Origin of the sequence: Methyloversatilis universalis FAM5 (genome assembly GCF_000214035.2) — a bacterium.
Classification (GTDB): Bacteria; Pseudomonadota; Gammaproteobacteria; order Burkholderiales; family Rhodocyclaceae; genus Methyloversatilis; species Methyloversatilis universalis.
Map to the genome: position 1 here is coordinate 42,172 of NZ_AFHG01000048.1, position 18,434 is coordinate 60,605.

Annotated in this window: 12 protein-coding genes and 1 pseudogene; 12 read left to right on the forward strand and 1 reads right to left on the reverse strand. The window is 65.3% G+C overall.

Going from position 1 to position 18,434, the window contains the following annotated elements:
* The first annotated feature begins 90 nt into the window (after nt 1-90).
* From METUNV1_RS09455 to METUNV1_RS09500, 10 genes and pseudogenes are all read left to right on the forward strand, one after another.
* Nucleotides 91-1,170, forward strand: a complete 1,080-nt coding sequence (locus tag METUNV1_RS09455) for a pilus assembly protein PilM (RefSeq protein ID WP_162829704.1) — start codon at nt 91-93, stop codon at nt 1,168-1,170.
* Nucleotides 1,167-1,745, forward strand: a pseudogene (locus tag METUNV1_RS09460) (PilN domain-containing protein). The gene METUNV1_RS09455 and the pseudogene METUNV1_RS09460 overlap by 4 nt, the downstream one beginning before the upstream one ends.
* Nucleotides 1,742-2,407, forward strand: coding sequence for a type IV pilus inner membrane component PilO (locus METUNV1_RS09465; protein WP_008061152.1), 666 nt, complete (start codon nt 1,742-1,744; stop codon nt 2,405-2,407). The pseudogene METUNV1_RS09460 and the gene METUNV1_RS09465 overlap by 4 nt, the downstream one beginning before the upstream one ends.
* Nucleotides 2,404-2,934: a pilus assembly protein PilP gene (locus tag METUNV1_RS09470; RefSeq protein WP_008061153.1), complete on the forward strand. Its 531-nt coding sequence runs from the start codon at nt 2,404-2,406 to the stop codon at nt 2,932-2,934. The genes METUNV1_RS09465 and METUNV1_RS09470 overlap by 4 nt, the downstream gene beginning before the upstream one ends.
* Nucleotides 2,931-5,051, forward strand: coding sequence for a type IV pilus secretin PilQ (locus METUNV1_RS09475; protein WP_043359595.1), 2,121 nt, complete (start codon nt 2,931-2,933; stop codon nt 5,049-5,051). The genes METUNV1_RS09470 and METUNV1_RS09475 overlap by 4 nt, the downstream gene beginning before the upstream one ends.
* Nucleotides 5,052-5,123: 72 nt before the next feature.
* A complete protein-coding gene (locus METUNV1_RS09480) occupies nt 5,124-5,651 on the forward strand; it encodes a shikimate kinase (protein ID WP_008061155.1) in 528 nt (175 codons plus the stop codon).
* A complete protein-coding gene (aroB, locus tag METUNV1_RS09485; protein WP_008061156.1) occupies nt 5,639-6,727 on the forward strand; it encodes a 3-dehydroquinate synthase in 1,089 nt (362 codons plus the stop codon). The genes METUNV1_RS09480 and aroB overlap by 13 nt, the downstream gene beginning before the upstream one ends.
* Nucleotides 6,720-7,841: a deoxyguanosinetriphosphate triphosphohydrolase gene (locus METUNV1_RS09490; protein WP_008061157.1), complete on the forward strand. Its 1,122-nt coding sequence runs from the start codon at nt 6,720-6,722 to the stop codon at nt 7,839-7,841. The genes aroB and METUNV1_RS09490 overlap by 8 nt, the downstream gene beginning before the upstream one ends.
* Nucleotides 7,842-8,147: 306 nt before the next feature.
* The gene (gene gltB, locus METUNV1_RS09495) at nt 8,148-12,815 is read left to right on the forward strand and encodes a glutamate synthase large subunit (RefSeq protein ID WP_008061158.1); all 4,668 of its coding nucleotides are present in this window, start codon (nt 8,148-8,150) and stop codon (nt 12,813-12,815) included.
* A 16-nt stretch (nt 12,816-12,831) separates the two neighbouring features.
* Nucleotides 12,832-14,298 (forward strand): glutamate synthase subunit beta, encoded by a 1,467-nt coding sequence (locus METUNV1_RS09500; RefSeq protein WP_008061159.1) that lies wholly within the window; start codon nt 12,832-12,834, stop codon nt 14,296-14,298.
* Between the two features lie 111 nt (nt 14,299-14,409).
* Here the strand turns inward: METUNV1_RS09500 and METUNV1_RS09505 are convergent, their stop codons facing one another.
* Complete coding sequence (locus METUNV1_RS09505) at nt 14,410-14,934, reverse strand: DUF4124 domain-containing protein (protein ID WP_008061160.1); 525 nt, start codon at nt 14,932-14,934, stop codon at nt 14,410-14,412.
* 213 nt (nt 14,935-15,147) lie between these two features.
* Here METUNV1_RS09505 and glmU point away from each other — a divergent pair, with 213 nt between their 5' ends.
* A complete protein-coding gene (glmU, locus tag METUNV1_RS09510; protein WP_008061161.1) occupies nt 15,148-16,509 on the forward strand; it encodes a bifunctional UDP-N-acetylglucosamine diphosphorylase/glucosamine-1-phosphate N-acetyltransferase GlmU in 1,362 nt (453 codons plus the stop codon).
* A 76-nt stretch (nt 16,510-16,585) separates the two neighbouring features.
* Nucleotides 16,586-18,424 (forward strand): glutamine--fructose-6-phosphate transaminase (isomerizing), encoded by a 1,839-nt coding sequence (glmS, locus tag METUNV1_RS09515; protein ID WP_008061164.1) that lies wholly within the window; start codon nt 16,586-16,588, stop codon nt 18,422-18,424.
* Nucleotides 18,425-18,434: the final 10 nt, after the last annotated feature.

Sequence of the window (18,434 nt, forward strand, 5' to 3'; positions counted from 1 at the left end):
GAATTTGTTTACTTGTCGATACCTTGCTGCTAGCATCTTAATGTAATTTGTCAGTAATGGGCCTAATTCACTGTCTTTAAAGGAAAAAGCTTGGCTTTCGACCTGTCGATATTCAACCCAGGAGCGCGCCCCCTTTTAGGGCTGGACGTGTCGTCCTCGGCGGTCAAGCTGGTCGAGCTGTCCCGGACAGCGAAAGGCGAGTACCGCATTGAGCGCTACGCGATCGAGAATCTGCCGCGCGACTCGGTCGTGGACGGCAACATCGCCAAGCTCGAAGACGTGGCGGATGCGGTCCGTCGGGCCTGGAAGCGCATGGGCACCTCCACCCGCAACGTGGCGCTTGCGCTGCCGGCCGCAGCCGTCATTACCAAGAAGATCATCGTTCCGGCCAACCAGCGCGAGCAGGAGCTCGAAGTGCTGGTCGAGTCGGAAGCCAACCAGTACATCCCCTTCCAGCTTGATGAGGTGAATCTCGACTTCCAGGTCGTCGGACCGGCGCCCGGCAATCCGGACGAAGTCGAGGTGCTGATCGCCGCTTCGCGCAAGGAAAAAGTGGAAGACCGCGTGGCGGTGGCCGAAGCGGCCGGCCTGCGCGCGGTGGTGGTGGATGTCGAGTCGTACGCGGCACAGGCGGCTTTCGAACTGGTCGAGAAGCAGCTGCCCGAGGGCGGCAAGGACACCAACATCGTGCTGGTGGACGTAGGCGCCAACGTGATGAACGTGATCATCCTGCGCAACGATCAGCCGGTGTACTCGCGCGAACAGGCCTTCGGCGGCTACCAGCTCACGCAGGACATCATGCGCAACTACGGCATGACGCCTGAAGAGGCGGAAGCGGCCAAGCGCACCAACACCCTGCCGGAAAACTACGAGAACGACCTGCTCAGACCCTTCATGGACAATCTGGCGCTGGAAGTGTCGCGTGCCCTGCAGTTCTTCTTCACTTCGACCCAGTACAACAGCGTGGACCACATCGTGCTGGCCGGCGGCTGCTCCATCATTCCGGGCCTCGACGAAGTCGTGGCCAACCGGACACAGGTCGAAACCCGCGTTGCCAATCCCTTCGTCGACATGCAGCTGTCGCAGGCGGTGACCGCCAAGCGGCTCAGTCAGGACGCACCGTCGCTGCTGGTGGGCTGCGGCCTCGCGCTCAGGAGGTTCGACGAATGATACGCATCAAGCTTCTGCCTCACAGCGAGGAGAAGCGCAAGGCGCGGCGCCAGCAGTTCTACGCGCTGTCCGGCCTGGCGCTGGTGCTGGGCGGCCTCATCGTCGTGCTGGTGAACGGCATCATCGGTGGCTACGTGTAGGCGCAGGACGAAAAGAACGCCTTTCTGAAGACCGAAATTGCGGTGCTGGACAAGTCGATTGACGAAATCAAGCGCCTGCGCGAACAGACCGACGCGCTGCTGCAGCGCAAGCGCGTGATCGAGTCGCTGCAGGGTAACCGCTCCGAGGCGGTCGGCCTGTTCAACGAACTGGCCAAGAACGTGCCCGAAGGCGTCTATCTGAAGAAGGTGGCGCAGCAGGGCAACAAGATCAATCTGGTGGGTTACGCGCAGTCGAACGCCCGCGTATCCAGCCTGATGCGCAATCTGGAGTCGTCTCCGCTGCTGGAGCGCCCGGTGCTGATCGAAATCAAGAGCGCCACGGTGGACAAGCGCCGCATGAGCGAATTCAGCCTGGATCTCTACATCACGCGTGCTGCAGACAGCCCTGACGCCGTCAAGGGGCAGAAGACATGAAGCAGATCCAGATGCCCAAGATCGACCTCGCGCGCATCGCCGACGATTTCCGCAACCTCGATCCCAAGGATGTCGGCAACTGGGCGGCCGCGCCCAAGGCGGCGGTGCTGCTCGGCTTCTTCGTGGCCACGCTGGTAGCCGGCTGGTGGTTCATGTGGGACCCGCAGCGGGTCGAGCTCGAACAGAAGCGTCAGGAAGAAAGCACGCTGAAGGAAGAGTGGCTGAACAAGAAGCGCCAGGCGGTGAATCTCGAGCAGTACCAGCAGCAGCTCGCCGACATCGACAAATCCTTCGGTGCGCTGCTCAAGCAGCTGCCCAACCGGGCGGAGATGGAGTCGCTGCTGGTCGATATCAGCCAGGCCGGCCTGAGCCGTGGCCTGCAGTTCGAAATCTGGAAGCCGGGCGCCGAGGCGGTCAAGGACTTCTACGCCGAAATGCCGATCACCATCCGCGTCGTCGGCAGCTATCACGACCTCGGCAATTTCGCGGGTGATGTGGCCAAGCTGTCGCGCATCGTGACCCTGGGTTCGATGACGGTGGATGCCGGCAAGGAAGGTCTGAAGATGGACGCGGTCGCGACCACCTACCGCTACCTCGACGACGAGGAGATCGCGCGCCTCAAGCGTGAGAAGGCCGAGCGGGCCAAGGGGGCGAAGAAATGAAGCGCGTCCTGTTGATCGCTGCGGTATGCGGGGGGCTGGCCGGCTGCAATTCCGGGGATCACGGCGACCTGCGCGCCTGGATGGAAGAAAGCACGCAGGGCCTGAAGGGTCAGGTCAAGCCGCTGCCCGAAATCAAGCCTTCGGTCATCGTTTCGTATGAAACCGGTGCGCTGATCGACCCGTTCAGTGCCCAGAAGATCGAGCCCGAGCGGAAGAAGGGTGCGGGCGGCGGCAGCGGTCTCATGCCGGATCTCGACCGCCGCAAGGAGCCGCTCGAGCAGTATCCGCTCGATACGCTGGCCATGGTCGGCGTGCTCGAACAGGGCCGCGCGGTGTACGCGCTGGTCAAGGCCGATGCCACGCTGCACCGGGTGCGCGTCGGCAACTACCTCGGGCAGAACTTCGGTGTCATCACCGGCATCACCGGCGACGGCATCACCTTGAAAGAAATCGTTCAGGACGCGGACGGCGAGTGGGTCGAACGTACCAGTACGCTCCAGTTGCAGGAGCAGGAGGCAAAGAAATGAATTTCGTCCGCAAGATTTTTGCCGCGCTCAGCGTGCTGGCGCTCGGGCTGGTCCCGGCGGCGGCATTCGCGGAGACCCAGCCGAACAGCATCGAAGCCGTGCTCGTGTCACAGCAGGGCGGCGAGGTGCTGGTCAAGGTCACCACCAGATCCGAGCTGAAGGCGGTGCCCGCCAACTTCAGCGTGGCAGCGCCGGCGCGGGTCGCCTTCGATTTCCCGGCGACCAGCAATGGCCTCGGGCGTTCGTCGCAGCTGGTGAATGAAGCCCACCTGCGCAGCTACAACGTGGTGGAGGTCGGCGACCGCACCCGCCTGGTGCTCAACCTGAACAAGCTGTCGTCCTTCAATACCCGTCTGTCCGGCCGCGATCTGTACATCAGCCTCGCCACGCCCGCCAACGCGGAGGCCACCACCCCGAACGACAAGAACGCGCGTTTCGCCGAGCCGGCCTCGACCGAGGCGGTGCAGACCCTGCGCAACGTCGGTTTCCGTCGCGGCAAGGACGGCGAAGGCCGCGTCGTGGTCGAACTGTCCGACCCGAATACCGGCATCGACATTCGTCAGCAGGGCACCAAGCTGGTGGTCGATTTCCTGCGAGCTTCGGTGGCTGAAGAGTTTATCAAGCGCTATGACGTGACCGACTTCGGCACGCCGGTGACCCAGATGGAAGTGGTGCGCTCCGGCGCCAACACCCGACTGACCGTCACCCCGAACGGTCTGTGGGAACACAACGCTTACCAGAGCGAGAACCAGTTCATCCTGGAAGTGAAGCGTCTGGTCGAAGACCCGAACAAGCTGGTGCAGGGCAGCAAGCCGGGCTACCAGGGCGAGAAGCTGTCGCTGAACTTCCAGAACATCGATGTGCGTTCGGTGCTGCAGGTGATTGCCGACTTCACCGACAACAACATCATCACCTCGGACACCGTGGGCGGTTCGCTCACGCTGCGGCTGAAGGACGTGCCCTGGGACCAGGCGCTGGACATCATTCTCGACGCCAAGGGCCTGGACAAGCGCAAGACCGGCAACGTGATCTGGATCGCCCCGCGCGACGAATTGTCGGCCAAGGAAAAGCTGGCGCTGGAAAGCCAGCAGCAGGTGAGCGAGCTGGAGCCGCTGCGCACCGAAACCTTCCAGCTCAACTACCACAAGGCCGACATCCTCTATAAGGCGATCTCGGACGACAAGGACAAGCGTTTCCTGTCCAAGCGCGGTTCCATCGTGATGGATACCCGCACCAACAAGCTCATCGTGACCGACATCGCGAGCCGGCTTGAGGACATCCGCCGCATCCTGATCGAGCTGGACATCCCGACCCGTCAGGTGCTGATCGAGGCGCGCATCGTCGAAGCGAACGAGGACTTCGCGAAGAACCTCGGTGCCCGCATCGGCATCAATCAGACGCAGGCCGGTTCCGTGCAGCTGGGCCGCGCCGGCCTCAACTTGGGCGGTTCGGCCAGCGACACCGGCTTCAACACCGGGCAGGTCCAGACCACGCCCAACTTCCTGACCGACACGATGAGCACCAACCTGCGGGCGTCCAACATCAGTGGTCGTACGCCGGGTCAGCTGTCCTTCGTGCTGTTCAATTCAGCCGCCACCCGCTTCCTGAACCTCGAACTGTCGGCGCTGGAGCAGGACGGCAAGGGCAAGGTGATTTCCAGCCCGCGCGTCATGACCTCGGACCAGAACGAGGCGCTGATCGAGCAGGGCGTTGAAATTCCGTACCAGCAGGCCACCAGTTCGGGTGCCACCAGCATTTCCTTCCGCAAGGCCAACCTCGCGCTGAAGGTGAAGCCGCAGATCACGCCTGATGGCCGGGTTCAGATGGCGCTGGATGTGAACAAGGACACCCCGAACACCCAGCTGGCGACCGGCGCCGGTGTGGCCATCGACACCAAGCACGTCAAGACCGACGTACTGGTCGAGAACGGCGGCACCGTAGTGATCGGCGGCATCTACACCCAGGAAGAGCGCCGTACCCAGAGCAGGGTGCCCTTCCTTGGCGATCTGCCCTATGTCGGTTTCCTGTTCCGCAACACGGAAACCCGCGACAACCGCGCCGAACTGCTCATCTTCGTTACGCCGCGCATCGTCAGCGACAACCTGACGCTGCGCTGATCGCGGCAATCATCCATCGAGGCGGCCCCGGCGACGGGGCCGCTTTGTTTTTGCACTGCTAGAATCCGGCCGGTGGAACACAGCGACAACATTTTCCTGGTCGGCATGATGGGCGCCGGCAAGACGACCGTGGGGCGACAGCTTGCCCGCCGGCTGCACAAGCGTTTCGTCGATTGCGATCACGAGATCGAGGCGCGCACCGGCGTGAGCATTCCGACCATTTTCGAGATCGAGGGTGAGGCGGGCTTTCGCCGACGCGAGGCCGCCACCATCGAAGCGCTGGCACAGGAGTCCGGTCTGGTGCTGGCCACCGGCGGTGGTGCGGTGCTCGATCCGGCCAGCCGGGCGCATCTGAAGTCCGGCGGCTGGGTGGTCTATCTGGACGTGCCGCCCGACGTGCTGTGGGCGCGCACCCGGGGCGACCGCAACCGGCCGCTGCTGCAGGTGGCGGATCCGCGCGCCCGCGTGCGCGAACTTCACGGCCTGCGCGACCCTCTGTACCGTGAGGTCGCCGATTACATCGCCGAAAGCGGCCAGGGCAGTCCGCTGTCCATCGTGCGGAAACTTGAACGGGAATACCTGAACCGATGCGCAGCCTGAACGTGGCGCTCGACGAGCGCGCCTACGACATCCACATCGGCCGCGGCCTGATAGACCGAGGCGATCTGTTCGCCTCGGTACTCAAGCGCAAGCGCGCAGTGGTGATCAGCAACGAAGTGGTGGCACCGCTGTATGCGTCGCGCGTGCTGGCCGCGCTCGATTCGGTCGGCGTCGCGCACCAGCTGGTGGTGCTGCCGGACGGCGAGATCCACAAGGACTGGCCCACGCTGAACCTCATTTTCGACGCCCTGCTCGGCGCCCGGGTCGAACGTTCGACCACGCTGATCGCGCTCGGTGGCGGCGTCATCGGCGACATGGTCGGCTTCGCCGCGGCGACCTATCAGCGCGGCGTGCCCTTCATCCAGGTGCCGACCACGCTGCTGTCCCAGGTCGATTCGTCGGTCGGCGGCAAGACCGCGATCAACCATCCGCTCGGCAAGAACATGATCGGTGCCTTCTATCAGCCGAAGCTGGTGCTGGCCGACATCGATACGCTGGACACGCTGCCCGACCGCGAACTGAAGGCCGGGCTGGCCGAAGTGATCAAGTACGGCCTGATCCGCGACCGCGAGTTCTTCGACTGGCTCGAGATCAACATGCCGCGCCTGCTGGCGCGCGACACCGAAGCGCTGGCCTTCGCCATCGAGCGCTCCTGCCGCAACAAGGCGGAAGTGGTGATCGAGGACGAAACCGAAGCCGGCGTGCGCGCTCACCTCAATCTTGGTCACACCTTCGGCCACGCGATCGAAACCGGGCTGGGCTACGGCGAGTGGCTGCACGGTGAGGCGGTGGCCGCGGGCACGCTGATGGCGGCGGAACTGTCACGCCGGCTCGGCTGGCTGAACGACGCTGACGTGGCGCGCATCCGCCGCATCCACGACGCCGCCGGTCTGGCGCTGCGCGGGCCGAAGATGGGCGTGGAGCGCTATCTCGAACTGATGTCGCACGACAAGAAGGTCGAGGCGGGCAAGCTCAGGCTGGTGCTGCTTAAGCGGATCGGCGAGGCGACGGTGTTCGGCGACGCACCGGTTGCCGATATCGCGGCTTCCATCGAACGCTGCTGTGGCGATGCCTGAGCTCGCGTCCTACGCCGCCTGCGACGCCAATTCGCGCGGCCGGCGTCATCCCGAGGATTCGCCGCACGGGCGCAGCCAGTTCCAGCGCGACCGCGACCGCATCGTACACAGCACCGCTTTCCGCCGGCTGGAGTACAAGACCCAGGTGTTCGTGAATCACGAAGGCGACCTGTTCCGTACCCGGCTGACCCACAGCATCGAGGTGGCGCAGATCGCTCGCTCGATCGCCCGTGCGCTGAACGTGAACGAGGATCTGGCTGAAGCGGTATCGATTGCCCACGATCTGGGCCACACGCCCTTCGGTCATGCCGGGCAGGACGCGCTGAACGAATGCATGCGCGAATACGGCGGTTTCGAGCACAACCTGCAGAGCCTGCGTACGGTCGATCTGCTGGAAGAGCGCTACGGCGCCTTCGACGGCCTCAACCTCACCTTCGAAACCCGCGAAGGCATCCTGAAGCACTGTTCGCCGGCCAAGGCGCGGGAGCTGGGCGAACTGGGCGAGCGTTTCCTGAACCGCACGCAGCCCACCATCGAGGCGCAGATCTGCAATCTGGCCGATGAGATCGCCTACAACAACCACGATGTGGATGACGGTCTGCGCTCCGGCCTGATCACCCTCGAACAGCTGGAAGAGGTGCCCGTGTTTGCGCGCTTCCGTCGCGAAGTGCTGGCGCTCTATCCGGGCATCACCGGCCGCCGCCTAATCCATGAAACGATACGGCGCATGATCAATGCGCAAGTGCTTGATCTGGTGAGGGAAACAAGCGGTCGCATCGATGCCGCCGCGCCTCTGACCGTAGACGATGTGCGCGCCGCCCCGGTGCTGGTGGCCTACAGCGAGGCGATGAAGGCGGAACAGCTGGAGCTCAAGCGCTTCCTGCGTGACAACCTGTACCGCCACTACCAGGTGCTGCGCATGACTGCCAAGGCGCGCCGGATCATTGCCGAACTGTTCGGCGCCTTCATGGACGATGTGCGTCTGCTGCCACCGCAATATCAGCAGATGGCCCGCGACGACAAGCCGCGTGCGATCGCCGATTACATCGCCGGAATGACCGACCGGTACGCGATGCGGGAGCACCGCCGCCTATTCGCAGTGGGCGAAATATAAGTGCGCTAATGCACTGATTTGGTGCGCAAAAGCACCGTTTTGGTGCTATAAAAAATGATGTTGTAAGCGCACTGCGACAGTCCTATACTCCGCCGTCCACCCCAAAAGTGCTTTGGTTTGCGTGCGATTTTCAGACGCGCGCGAATGATGCAAGGCCACCCGAGCCGGTGCCCGCTGATCCCCCGATGACGGAGGTGACTGCGGAAGCCGGCTTTTTCACGGATGCGGCGGTGTGATTTCCCGCAGTGGCGAGCGATCAGAGCGATGCCGCGCGCGGTTGGCAAACGAGTTCCGAGGACGAATGCAATGGGTCTTCCCCATACTCAGGGTCTGTACGACCCCGAAAACGAGCGCGATGCATGTGGTGTGGGTTTCGTTGCGAACATCAAGAATCGCAAATCGCACGACATCATCGAACAGGGTCTGCAGATCCTGAAGAACCTCGACCACCGCGGTGCAACCGGCTACGACCCGCTGCTTGGCGACGGCGCAGGCATCCTGCTCCAGATGCCGGACGCCCTGCTGCGCGACGAAGCCGCGAAAATCGGCATCACGCTGCCCGCTGCCGGCGATTACGCCTGTGGCATGGTGTTCCTGCCGCAGTCGTCGAACGGCCGCGCCGCCTGTGAATCGGTGGTGGCCCGCATCATTCACGAAGAAGGCCTGAATTTCCTCGGCTGGCGCGACGTGCCGCGCGACAGCAGCATCCTGGCCGAAGCCGCGCGCGCGATCGAGCCGCAGATGCGCCAGGTGTTCATTTCCCGTCCGGACTCGGTGGCCGACCAGACCGCCTTCGAACGCAAGCTGTTCGTCGTGCGCAAGCGTGTCGAGCACGCCGTGCGCGCGCTGAAGCTGGCCGACGTGAAGCAGTTCTACATCCCGTCGCTGTCGTCGCGCACCATCGTCTACAAGGGCATGCTGCTGGCGCATCAGGTCGGCGAGTACTTCTCCGATCTGGCCGATGCGCGCACCGCGTCCGCGCTGGCGCTGGTGCATCAGCGCTTCTCGACCAACACCTTCCCGACCTGGGATCTGGCCCACCCCTTCCGCATGATTGCCCACAACGGTGAAATCAACACCGTGCGCGGCAACATCAACTGGATGAAGGCGCGTCAGAAGTCGATGAAGTCGGCCGCGCTGGGTGCCGACCTCGACAAGCTGTGGCCGCTCATCGTCGAAGGCGGCTCCGACTCGGCCTCGTTCGACAACGCGCTCGAACTGCTGGTGATGGGCGGCTACTCGCTGGCCCACGCCATGATGATGCTCATCCCCGAAGCCTGGGCCGGCAATCCGCTGATGGACGAAGAGCGCCGCGCGTTCTACGAATTCCACGCCGCCATCATGGAACCGTGGGACGGCCCGGCCGCCGTGGCCTTTACCGACGGCCGCCAGATCGGTGCCACGCTGGACCGCAACGGTCTGCGACCGGCCCGCTTCTTGGTCACCGACGACGACATGGTCGTGATGGCCTCCGAAATGGGCGTGCTGCCGATTCCGGACGATCGCATCGTCCAGAAGTGGCGTCTGCAGCCGGGCAAGATGTTCATGATCGACCTGGAAAAGGGCGCGATCATCGAGGACGGCGCGCTCAAGCACGAACTGTCGACCGAATACCCGTACGACAAGTGGATCAACGATTCACGCTTCTTCCTGACCGAGCTGGAAGACATCAAGTACGCCAGCGCGCGCGCCGAGTCGCTGCTCGACACCCAGCAGGCCTTCGGCTACACCCAGGAAGACATCAAGTTCATCCTGGCGCCGATGGCTGCCGGCGGCGAAGAGGCCATCGGTTCCATGGGCAATGACAGCCCGCTGCCGGTGCTGTCGGACAAGAACAAGCCGCTGTATTCCTACTTCAAGCAGCTGTTCGCCCAGGTCACCAACCCGCCGATCGACCCGATCCGTGAAGAGATCGTGATGTCGCTCGCCTCCTTCATCGGCCCGCGCCCCAACCTGATGGGCGTGGCCGACAACGAGGACGGCCTGACCCCGCGTCTGGAAGTGACCCAGCCGGTGCTCACCAACGAGGACGTGCTGCGTCTGCGTGACATCGAGCGCCTGACTGGCGGCAAATTCCGTTCGCTGGTGCTGGACATCACCTATCCGGCCGCCGATGGCGCCGCCGCGATCGAAGGTCACATCAAGCGCCTGCAGGACGCGGCCGAGAAGTCGGTGGCCGACGGCTACAACATCGTCATTCTGTCCGACCGTGCCGTGTCGCGTGAGCGCGTCGCCATCCCGGCGCTGCTGGCCACCTCCTCGGTGCACCATCACCTGGTGCGCAAGGGCCTGCGTACGCTGACCGGCCTGGTGATCGACACCGGTTCGGCGCGTGAAACCCACCACTTCGCGCTGCTCGCCGGTTACGGCGCCGAGGCGATCTGTCCGTGGCTGGCCTTCGACACCATCGCCGAAATCTCGAATGAGCTGCCGTCCGGCCTGTCGACCAAGGACGCGTCCAAGCGCTTCATCAAGGCGGTGGGCAAGGGCCTGAACAAGGTCATGTCCAAGATGGGCATTTCGACCTACCAGTCCTACAGCGGCGCGCAGATTTTCGAAGCGATCGGCCTCAACTCGGCCTTTGTCGCCCGTTACTTCACCGGCACCGCCACCCAGGTCGAAGGCATCGGTCTGGTCGAGGTGGCCGAAGAGTCGCTGCGCACCCACGGGCAGGCTTTCAGCAACGACCCGGTGCTGGCCAACGCGCTGGAAGCGGGCGGTGAGTACGCCTTCCGCATCCGCGGCGAAGAGCACATGTGGACGCCGGACGCGATCGCCAAGCTGCAGCACTCGACCCGCGCGAACAAGTACGACACGTACAAGGAATACGCGCGCATCATCAACGACCAGACCCGCCGTCACATGACGCTGCGCGGCCTGTTCGACATCAAGCCGGCCGGCCCGCCGGTGCCGCTGTCCGAAGTCGAGCCCGCGTCCGACATCGTCAAGCGTTTCGCCACCGGCGCCATGTCGCTCGGCTCGATCTCGACCGAAGCGCACACCACGCTGGCGATCGCGATGAACCGCATCGGCGGCAAGTCGAACACCGGCGAAGGCGGTGAGGATCCGATCCGCTTCAACCCGGTCACCGAAGACACCACGCTCGACAAGCTCATCGGCTCGTCGCGCGTCGAGGTCGCGCTGCCGCTGAAGAAGGGCGATTCGCTGCGCTCCAAGATCAAGCAGGTCGCGTCCGGCCGTTTCGGCGTCACTGCTGAATACCTGGCGAACTCCGACCAGATCCAGATCAAGATGGCCCAGGGCGCGAAGCCGGGCGAAGGCGGTCAGCTGCCCGGCCACAAGGTGTCGGAATACATCGGCTTCCTGCGCCACTCGGTGCCGGGCGTCGGTCTCATTTCGCCGCCGCCGCACCACGACATCTATTCGATCGAGGATCTGGCCCAGCTCATCCACGATCTGAAGAACTCGAACCCGACTGCGTCGATCTCGGTGAAGCTGGTGTCGGAAATCGGCGTCGGCACCGTGGCGGCCGGCGTATCCAAGGCCAAGGCCGACCACCTGGTGATCGCCGGCCATGACGGCGGCACCGGTGCCAGCCCGATTTCGTCGATCAAGCACTGCGGCACGCCGTGGGAACTCGGTCTGGCCGAAACCCAGCAGACCCTGGTGCTGAACCGCCTGCGCGGCCGCATCCGCGTGCAGGCCGACGGCCAGATGAAGACCGGCCGTGACGTGCTGATCGGCGCGCTGCTCGGCGCCGACGAATTCGGCTTCGCCACCGCACCGCTGGTGGTCGAGGGCTGCATCATGATGCGCAAGTGCCACCTGAACACCTGCCCGGTCGGCGTCGCGACCCAGGATCCGGTGCTGCGCAAGAAGTTCTCCGGCCAGCCGGAGCATGTGGTCAATTACTTCTTCTTCGTCGCCGAGGAAGTGCGCGAGCTGATGGCCGAAATGGGCATCCGCAAGTTCGACGATCTGGTCGGCCGTTCCGACCTGCTCGACATGCGCGCCGGCATCGAACACTGGAAGGCGAGCGGCCTCGACTTCTCGCGCATCTTCTACATGCCGCCGGTTCCGGCCGACGTGTCGCGCGTGCACAGCGAAACCCAGGACCACGGCATCGACCGCGCGCTCGACCACAGCCTGATCGCCAAGGCCAAGGACGCGCTGGAAACCGGCAAGCCGGTGGTGATCGAGTCGCCGGTCAGCAACGTGAACCGCACCGCGGGCACCATGCTGTCGCACGAAGTCGCCCGCCGCTACGGCCACAAGGGCCTGCCGGACAACACCATCATGGTGAAGCTGGCGGGCACCGCCGGCCAGAGCTTCGGCGCCTTCCTGGCCCGCGGCATCACGCTTGAACTGACCGGCCAGGGCAACGACTACGTCGCCAAGGGCCTGTCCGGCGGCCGCATCGTGATCAAGCCGTCGGACGCCTTCCGTGGCGCCTCGGAGAAGAACATCATCGTCGGCAACACCGTCATGTACGGCGCGACCGAAGGCGAGTGCTACTTCCGCGGCGTGGCAGGCGAACGCTTCGCGGTGCGCAACTCGGGCGCCATCGCGGTGGTCGAGGGCACCGGCGATCACGGCTGCGAATACATGACCGGCGGTACCGTGGTCGTGCTCGGCCAGACCGGCCGCAACTTCGCCGCCGGCATGTCGGGCGGCGTGGCCTACGTCTATGACGAGGACGGCAGCTTCGGCAAGCGCTGCAACATGTCCATGGTCGAGCTGGACACCGTCAGCGGTGATCTGGCCGACGAGTCGGCTGACGACGTGATCGGCGAAGTGGCGATCAACCACCTGACGATGAGCGACGACGCCATCCTGCGTCGCCTGATCGCGCGTCACGCCGCGTTCAGCGGCTCGAAGCGCGCCGCCGACATCCTTGCCGACTGGGCCAACGCTCGCGGCAAGTTCGTCAAGGTGATGCCGACCGAGTACCGCCGCGCGCTGCGCGAAATGGCTGCCAAGGCGGATGCGCCGGCCGCAGCGATGGCCAAGTAACAGGAAACGATTCGAAATGGGAAAGTCCACCGGTTTTCTTGAGTTCCAGCGCCTGTCCGAGGCGTCGCTGCCGGTCGCCGAGCGCGTCCGCAACTACAAGGAGTTCGTGCTGCACCTGAGCGACGAAGAAGCGAAGGTGCAGGGCGCGCGCTGCATGGACTGCGGCATTCCGTTCTGCAACAACGGCTGCCCGGTCAACAACATCATTCCCGACTTCAACGACCTGGTTTTCCGCCAGGACTGGAAGCAGGCGATCGATGTGCTGCACTCGACCAACAACTTCCCGGAATTCACCGGCCGCATCTGTCCGGCGCCGTGTGAAGCCGCCTGTACGCTGAACATCAACAGCGACGCGGTGGGCATCAAGTCGATCGAGCACGCCATCATCGACAAGGCCTGGGAAAACGGCTGGGTCGTGCCGCAGCCGCCGGCGCAGAAGACCGGCAAGAAGGTGGCCGTGGTCGGTTCCGGCCCGGCCGGCATGGCCGCCGCCCAGCAGCTGGCGCGCGCCGGTCATGACGTGACCGTGTTCGAGAAGAACAGCCGCATCGGCGGTCTGCTGCGCTACGGCATCCCCGACTTCAAGATGGAAAAGTCGCACATCGACCGTCGTGTCGAGCAGATGCAGGCCGAAGGCGTCACCTTCCGCACCGGCGTGCAGGTCGGCCCGCTGCCCGAAGGTTCGCCGGTGCACAGCGACGGCACCACCGTCGTCAGCCCGGACCAGCTGAAGGCCGAGTTCGACGCGGTCATCCTGGCCGGTGGCGCGGAACAGCCGCGCGATCTGCCGGTGCCGGGCCGCGAACTGGCCGGCGTGCATTTCGCGATGGACTTCCTGCCGCAGCAGAACCGCGTGGTCGCCGGCGACGCCGTGCCGGGCCAGATCATGGCCACCGGCAAGCACGTGGTCGTGATCGGTGGCGGCGACACCGGCTCCGACTGCGTCGGCACCTCGAACCGCCATGGCGCAGCCAGCGTCGTCCAGTTCGAACTGATGCCGCAGCCGCCGGAAGCCGAGAACAAGCCGCTGGTGTGGCCGTACTGGCCGATCAAGCTGCGCACCTCGTCCAGCCACGAAGAAGGCTGCGAGCGTGACTGGGCGATCGCCACCAAGGAATTCATCGGCGAGAACGGCAAGGTCACGCAGGTGAAGACCGTGCGCGTCGAGTGGAAGGACGGCCGCATGCAGGAAGTGGCCGGCTCCGAGCAGCTGCTCAAGGCCGATCTCGTGCTGCTCGCCATGGGCTTCGTCAGCCCGGCCGCCAGCATCATCGACAGCTTCGGCGTCGAGAAGGACGGTCGCGGCAACGCCAAGGCCACCACCGACGGTGAAGGCTGCTACGCCACCAATGTCGCCAAGGTGTTCGCCGCCGGCGACATGCGCCGCGGTCAGTCGCTGGTGGTGTGGGCGATTCGCGAGGGCCGTCAGTGCGCGCGCGAAGTTGACCAGTTCCTGATGGGCACCACCACGCTGCCGCGTTAAGGCTCTTTCAGCCCTCGCGAGGGCTGGCAGGCAGTGATCGGCTGCAGCACAGAGCAAAAGCGGGCTTCGGCCCGCTTTTGTTTTATCTGCCGTCTGCTTCCGGGTCGGCGCTCAGGGACTGGCCGGTCGCGGGGCTTTCAGTACCGGAGGCGCCGGTGGGTCGGCCGGGCGGGGCGGGATGACCGGCGTGATCGGGTAGTGCCGGCGCACGATGCGGGGCGGAGCGATGTACAGATCGTCCGGCTGCGCCTGATCGCAGTCGACGCGGCGCTGTTCCTCGCAGCGCCGGCGCGCTTCCGCCCTCGCCTTTTCCTGGTTGCGTTCCGCCTCCTGCGCCTGGGCCGCCTGTTCCCGCCGCAGGGTCGATTCGATTTCCTGGCGCACCGCGTCGCGGTCCATGGGCGGCGTGCCTGCCCGTGCGGGCGGCGCCGCGGCATCCGAAGGCGTGGTCGGCGCGGGCGGCCGCGATACCGTAAGCGGGTCGGTGATCGGTACCGGGGTCGCCTTGCGGTCGGGCGGCGGCTTGTCGCCGTAATTCACCACGCCGCGCTCGTCCACCCAGCGGTGCACCGTGCCATCGGCCAGCGCCCCGAGCGGCAGCAGGGCCAGCAGGCAGATGAATGTTCTTCCGTTCATCGACAAACCTCCACGATACGTCAAGGTATCCACACTAGGGTGGACCGCAATCACCCCGCGCAGTGCGCCGGGTGTGTCCGGTTCTGCTGCGCATTATTTGACGGAAACATCCATTTCCCGGGCCTCCGGTGAGGCCGTGCGAGAACTGGTGCGCAGCAGGCTGTAATACCCCGAATGCTAGAATCCACGCGGATTTTCGCGATATGGTGCCCGATGCAGATCGTCATTCTGGCAGCCGGTCAGGGCAAGCGCATGCGCTCCGTCCTGCCCAAGGTGCTGCAACCGCTGTCTGACCGCCCGCTGCTCGGGCATGTGCTGCGTACCGCAGCGTCCCTTACGCCTTCGCACACCTGCGTGGTCTATGGCCATGGCGGCGAGGCGGTGCGTGCCGCCTTCCCGGACGAGGCGGTGGGCTGGGCGCTGCAGGCCGAACAGCTCGGCACTGGCCACGCGGTCATGCAGGCGCTGCCGCTGCTCAACCGTGAAGAGCCGGTGCTCATCCTGTACGGCGACGTGCCGCTATTGCGCGCCGACACGCTGCGCAAGCTGGCCGACGCCGCCGGCGGCGACAAGCTCGCCATCCTGACCGTGCAGCTCGACGACCCGACCGGCTACGGCCGCATCGTGCGCGACGGCGCCGGCCACATCGTGCGCATCGTCGAACAGAAGGATGCCTCCGAGGCCGAGCGCGCCATCCGCGAAGTGAACACCGGCATCATGGTGGTGCCCGGCGGCAAGCTCGCCGGCTGGCTCGACCAGCTGTCGAACGACAACGCCCAGCGCGAGTACTACCTGACCGACGTGGTCGCCGCCGCGGTGCGCGACGGCGTGCCGGTGGTGAGCACCCAGCCGGCCCGCGTGTCGGAAACCCTGGGCGTGAACGACAAGGCCCAGCTGGCCGAACTGGAACGCATCCACCAGCGTGAGAACGCCGACCGGCTACTGGCCGAGGGCGTCACGTTGCGCGACCCGGCGCGGGTCGACGTGCGCGGCGAGCTGGTGTGCGGCCGCGATGTCGAGATCGACGTCGGCTGCATCTTCGAAGGCCGCGTCGAGCTGGGCGATGGCGTCAAGGTGGGCGCGCACTCGGTGCTGCGCAACGTCACCGTGGCCGCCGGCACCCGCATCGCGCCCTTCTGCCATTTCGAAGACGCCGAAGTCGGCGCCGACTGCCAGTTGGGCCCCTATGCCCGCCTTCGTCCGGGTGCGAAGCTCGCCGAAGACGTGCACATCGGCAACTTCGTCGAGGTGAAGAACAGCACCATCGCCGCCCACAGCAAGGCCAACCACCTGGCCTACGTCGGTGACGCCACCGTGGGCAGCCGCGTGAACATCGGCGCCGGCACCATCTGCTGCAACTACGACGGCGCCAACAAATTCCGTACCGTGATCGAGGACGACGTGTTCATCGGCTCCGACACCCAGCTGGTTGCGCCGGTCACCGTCGGCCGCGGCGCCACGCTGGGCGCCGGCACCACGCTCACCCAGGACGCGCCGGCCGGTCAGCTCACGATTTCCCGCGTGCGCCAGACCACGATCGAAAGCTGGACCCGCCCGGTCAAGCAGAAGAAGTGACCGGGCGCCCGAACGAACCTGCAGCGCAGACGTAGAGCGCAGACACACAACGCATCGCAACGCCAAAGGATTTCCCATGTGCGGCATCGTCGCGGCCATCTCCGGCCAGAACATCGTTCCCGTCCTGCTCGAAGGGCTGCGCAAGCTCGAATACCGCGGCTATGACTCGGCCGGCCTCGCGGTGCTGAACGGCGCCAACGGTACCCAGCTGCGTCGCCTGCGCGCGGTCGGTCGCGTGGCCGAACTGGCCACCCAGGCCGACGAGCAGCAGCTCGACGCCGCCATCGGCATCGCCCACACCCGCTGGGCCACCCACGGCGTGCCGTCCGAGCGCAACGCCCACCCGCACATCAGCGACGGTCTGGCGGTCGTGCACAACGGCATCATCGAGAACTTCGAGCCGCTGCGCGCCCGCCTCACCGACCTCGGCTACACCTTCACGTCGGAAACCGACACCGAAGTGATCGCCCACCTGGTGCGCCACCACCTGAAGAGCACCCCGGATCTGGTCGACGCGGTGCGCGCCACCTGTGGCGAACTGATCGGCGCCTACGCCATCGCCATCGTCAGCGAAGGCGAAGACTCGCGCATCATCGTCGCACGCCACGGCTCGCCGCTGGTGCTGGGCCAGTCGGACACCGGCAACTACGCCGCCTCCGACACCTCGGCGCTGCTGCAGGTCACGCGCAACATGATCTACCTCGAAGACGGCGACATGGCCGAGCTCACCCGCGGCGCGATGCGCATCATGCGTCTCGACGGCACGCCGGTTGAACGCCCGGTGCAGGTGAGCCAGCTGTCGGCCGACGCGGTCGAGCTGGGCAGCTACCGCCACTACATGCAGAAAGAGATTTTCGAACAGCCGGCCGCGCTGTCGAACACGCTCGAAATGCTGGCCCAGGCGCGCTCCATCACGCCCAACCTGTTCGGTACCGAAGCCGACAGCGTATTCCGCTCGGTGCGCCGCGTGCTCGTGCTCGCCTGCGGCACCAGCTATCACGCTGGCATGGTCGCCCGCTACTGGCTCGAAGACATCGCCGGCATCGAATGCTCGGTCGAAATCGCCAGCGAATACCGCTACCGCAAGCCGGTGGCCGACCCGGCGACGCTGGTGGTCACCATCTCGCAGTCCGGCGAAACCGCCGACACGCTGGCCGCGCTCAAGTTTGCCAAGACGCTCGGCATGACCCACACGCTGGCGGTGTGCAACGTGCCGGAATCGGCCATCGTGCGTGAATCCAGCCTGCGCTTCATCACCCGCGCCGGCCCGGAAATCGGCGTCGCCTCGACCAAGGCCTACACCACCCAGCTCGCCGCGCTCGCGCTGCTCACGCTGGCCATGGCCAAGACCCGCGGCACGCTCAGCGTCGCGCAGGAAGAGAAATACCTCGGCGCGCTGCGCCACCTGCCGGGCGCAGTCACCCGCGTTCTGGAGCTTGAGCCGCAGATCCAGGCCTGGGCCGAACGCTTCGCCATGAAGCACCACGCCCTCTTCCTCGGTCGCGGCCAGCACTACCCGATCGCGCTCGAAGGCGCGCTCAAGCTCAAGGAAATTTCCTACATCCACGCCGAAGCCTACCCGGCCGGCGAACTGAAGCACGGCCCGCTGGCGCTGGTCGACCGCGACATGCCGGTCATCGCCATCGCCCCGAACGACGCGCTGATCGAAAAGCTCAAGAGCAACATTCAGGAAGTCCGCGCCCGCGGCGGCGAGCTCTACGTCATCGCCGACGCCGGCACCGAAATGGTCGAAGGCGAGGGCGTGCACATCCTGAACATGCCGGAGAACTACGGCCTGCTGTCACCGGTGCTGCACGTCGTGCCGCTGCAGCTGCTGGCGTATCACGCCGCGCTGGTGAAGGGCACCGATGTGGACAAGCCGCGGAATCTGGCGAAGAGCGTGACGGTGGAGTGAGGGCCGGCGG

Coding starts and splice junctions, on each gene's coding strand:
- glmS (WP_008061164.1), top strand. CDS start 16,586: ATGTGCGGCATCGTCGCGGCCATCTCCGGCCAGAACATCGTTCCCGTC.
- METUNV1_RS09475 (WP_043359595.1), top strand. CDS start 2,931: ATGAATTTCGTCCGCAAGATTTTTGCCGCGCTCAGCGTGCTGGCGCTC.
- METUNV1_RS09500 (WP_008061159.1), top strand. CDS start 12,832: ATGGGAAAGTCCACCGGTTTTCTTGAGTTCCAGCGCCTGTCCGAGGCG.
- METUNV1_RS09505 (WP_008061160.1), bottom strand. CDS start 14,934: ATGAACGGAAGAACATTCATCTGCCTGCTGGCCCTGCTGCCGCTCGGG.
- METUNV1_RS09490 (WP_008061157.1), top strand. CDS start 6,720: ATGCCTGAGCTCGCGTCCTACGCCGCCTGCGACGCCAATTCGCGCGGC.
- aroB (WP_008061156.1), top strand. CDS start 5,639: ATGCGCAGCCTGAACGTGGCGCTCGACGAGCGCGCCTACGACATCCAC.
- METUNV1_RS09470 (WP_008061153.1), top strand. CDS start 2,404: ATGAAGCGCGTCCTGTTGATCGCTGCGGTATGCGGGGGGCTGGCCGGC.
- METUNV1_RS09465 (WP_008061152.1), top strand. CDS start 1,742: ATGAAGCAGATCCAGATGCCCAAGATCGACCTCGCGCGCATCGCCGAC.
- gltB (WP_008061158.1), top strand. CDS start 8,148: ATGGGTCTTCCCCATACTCAGGGTCTGTACGACCCCGAAAACGAGCGC.
- glmU (WP_008061161.1), top strand. CDS start 15,148: ATGCAGATCGTCATTCTGGCAGCCGGTCAGGGCAAGCGCATGCGCTCC.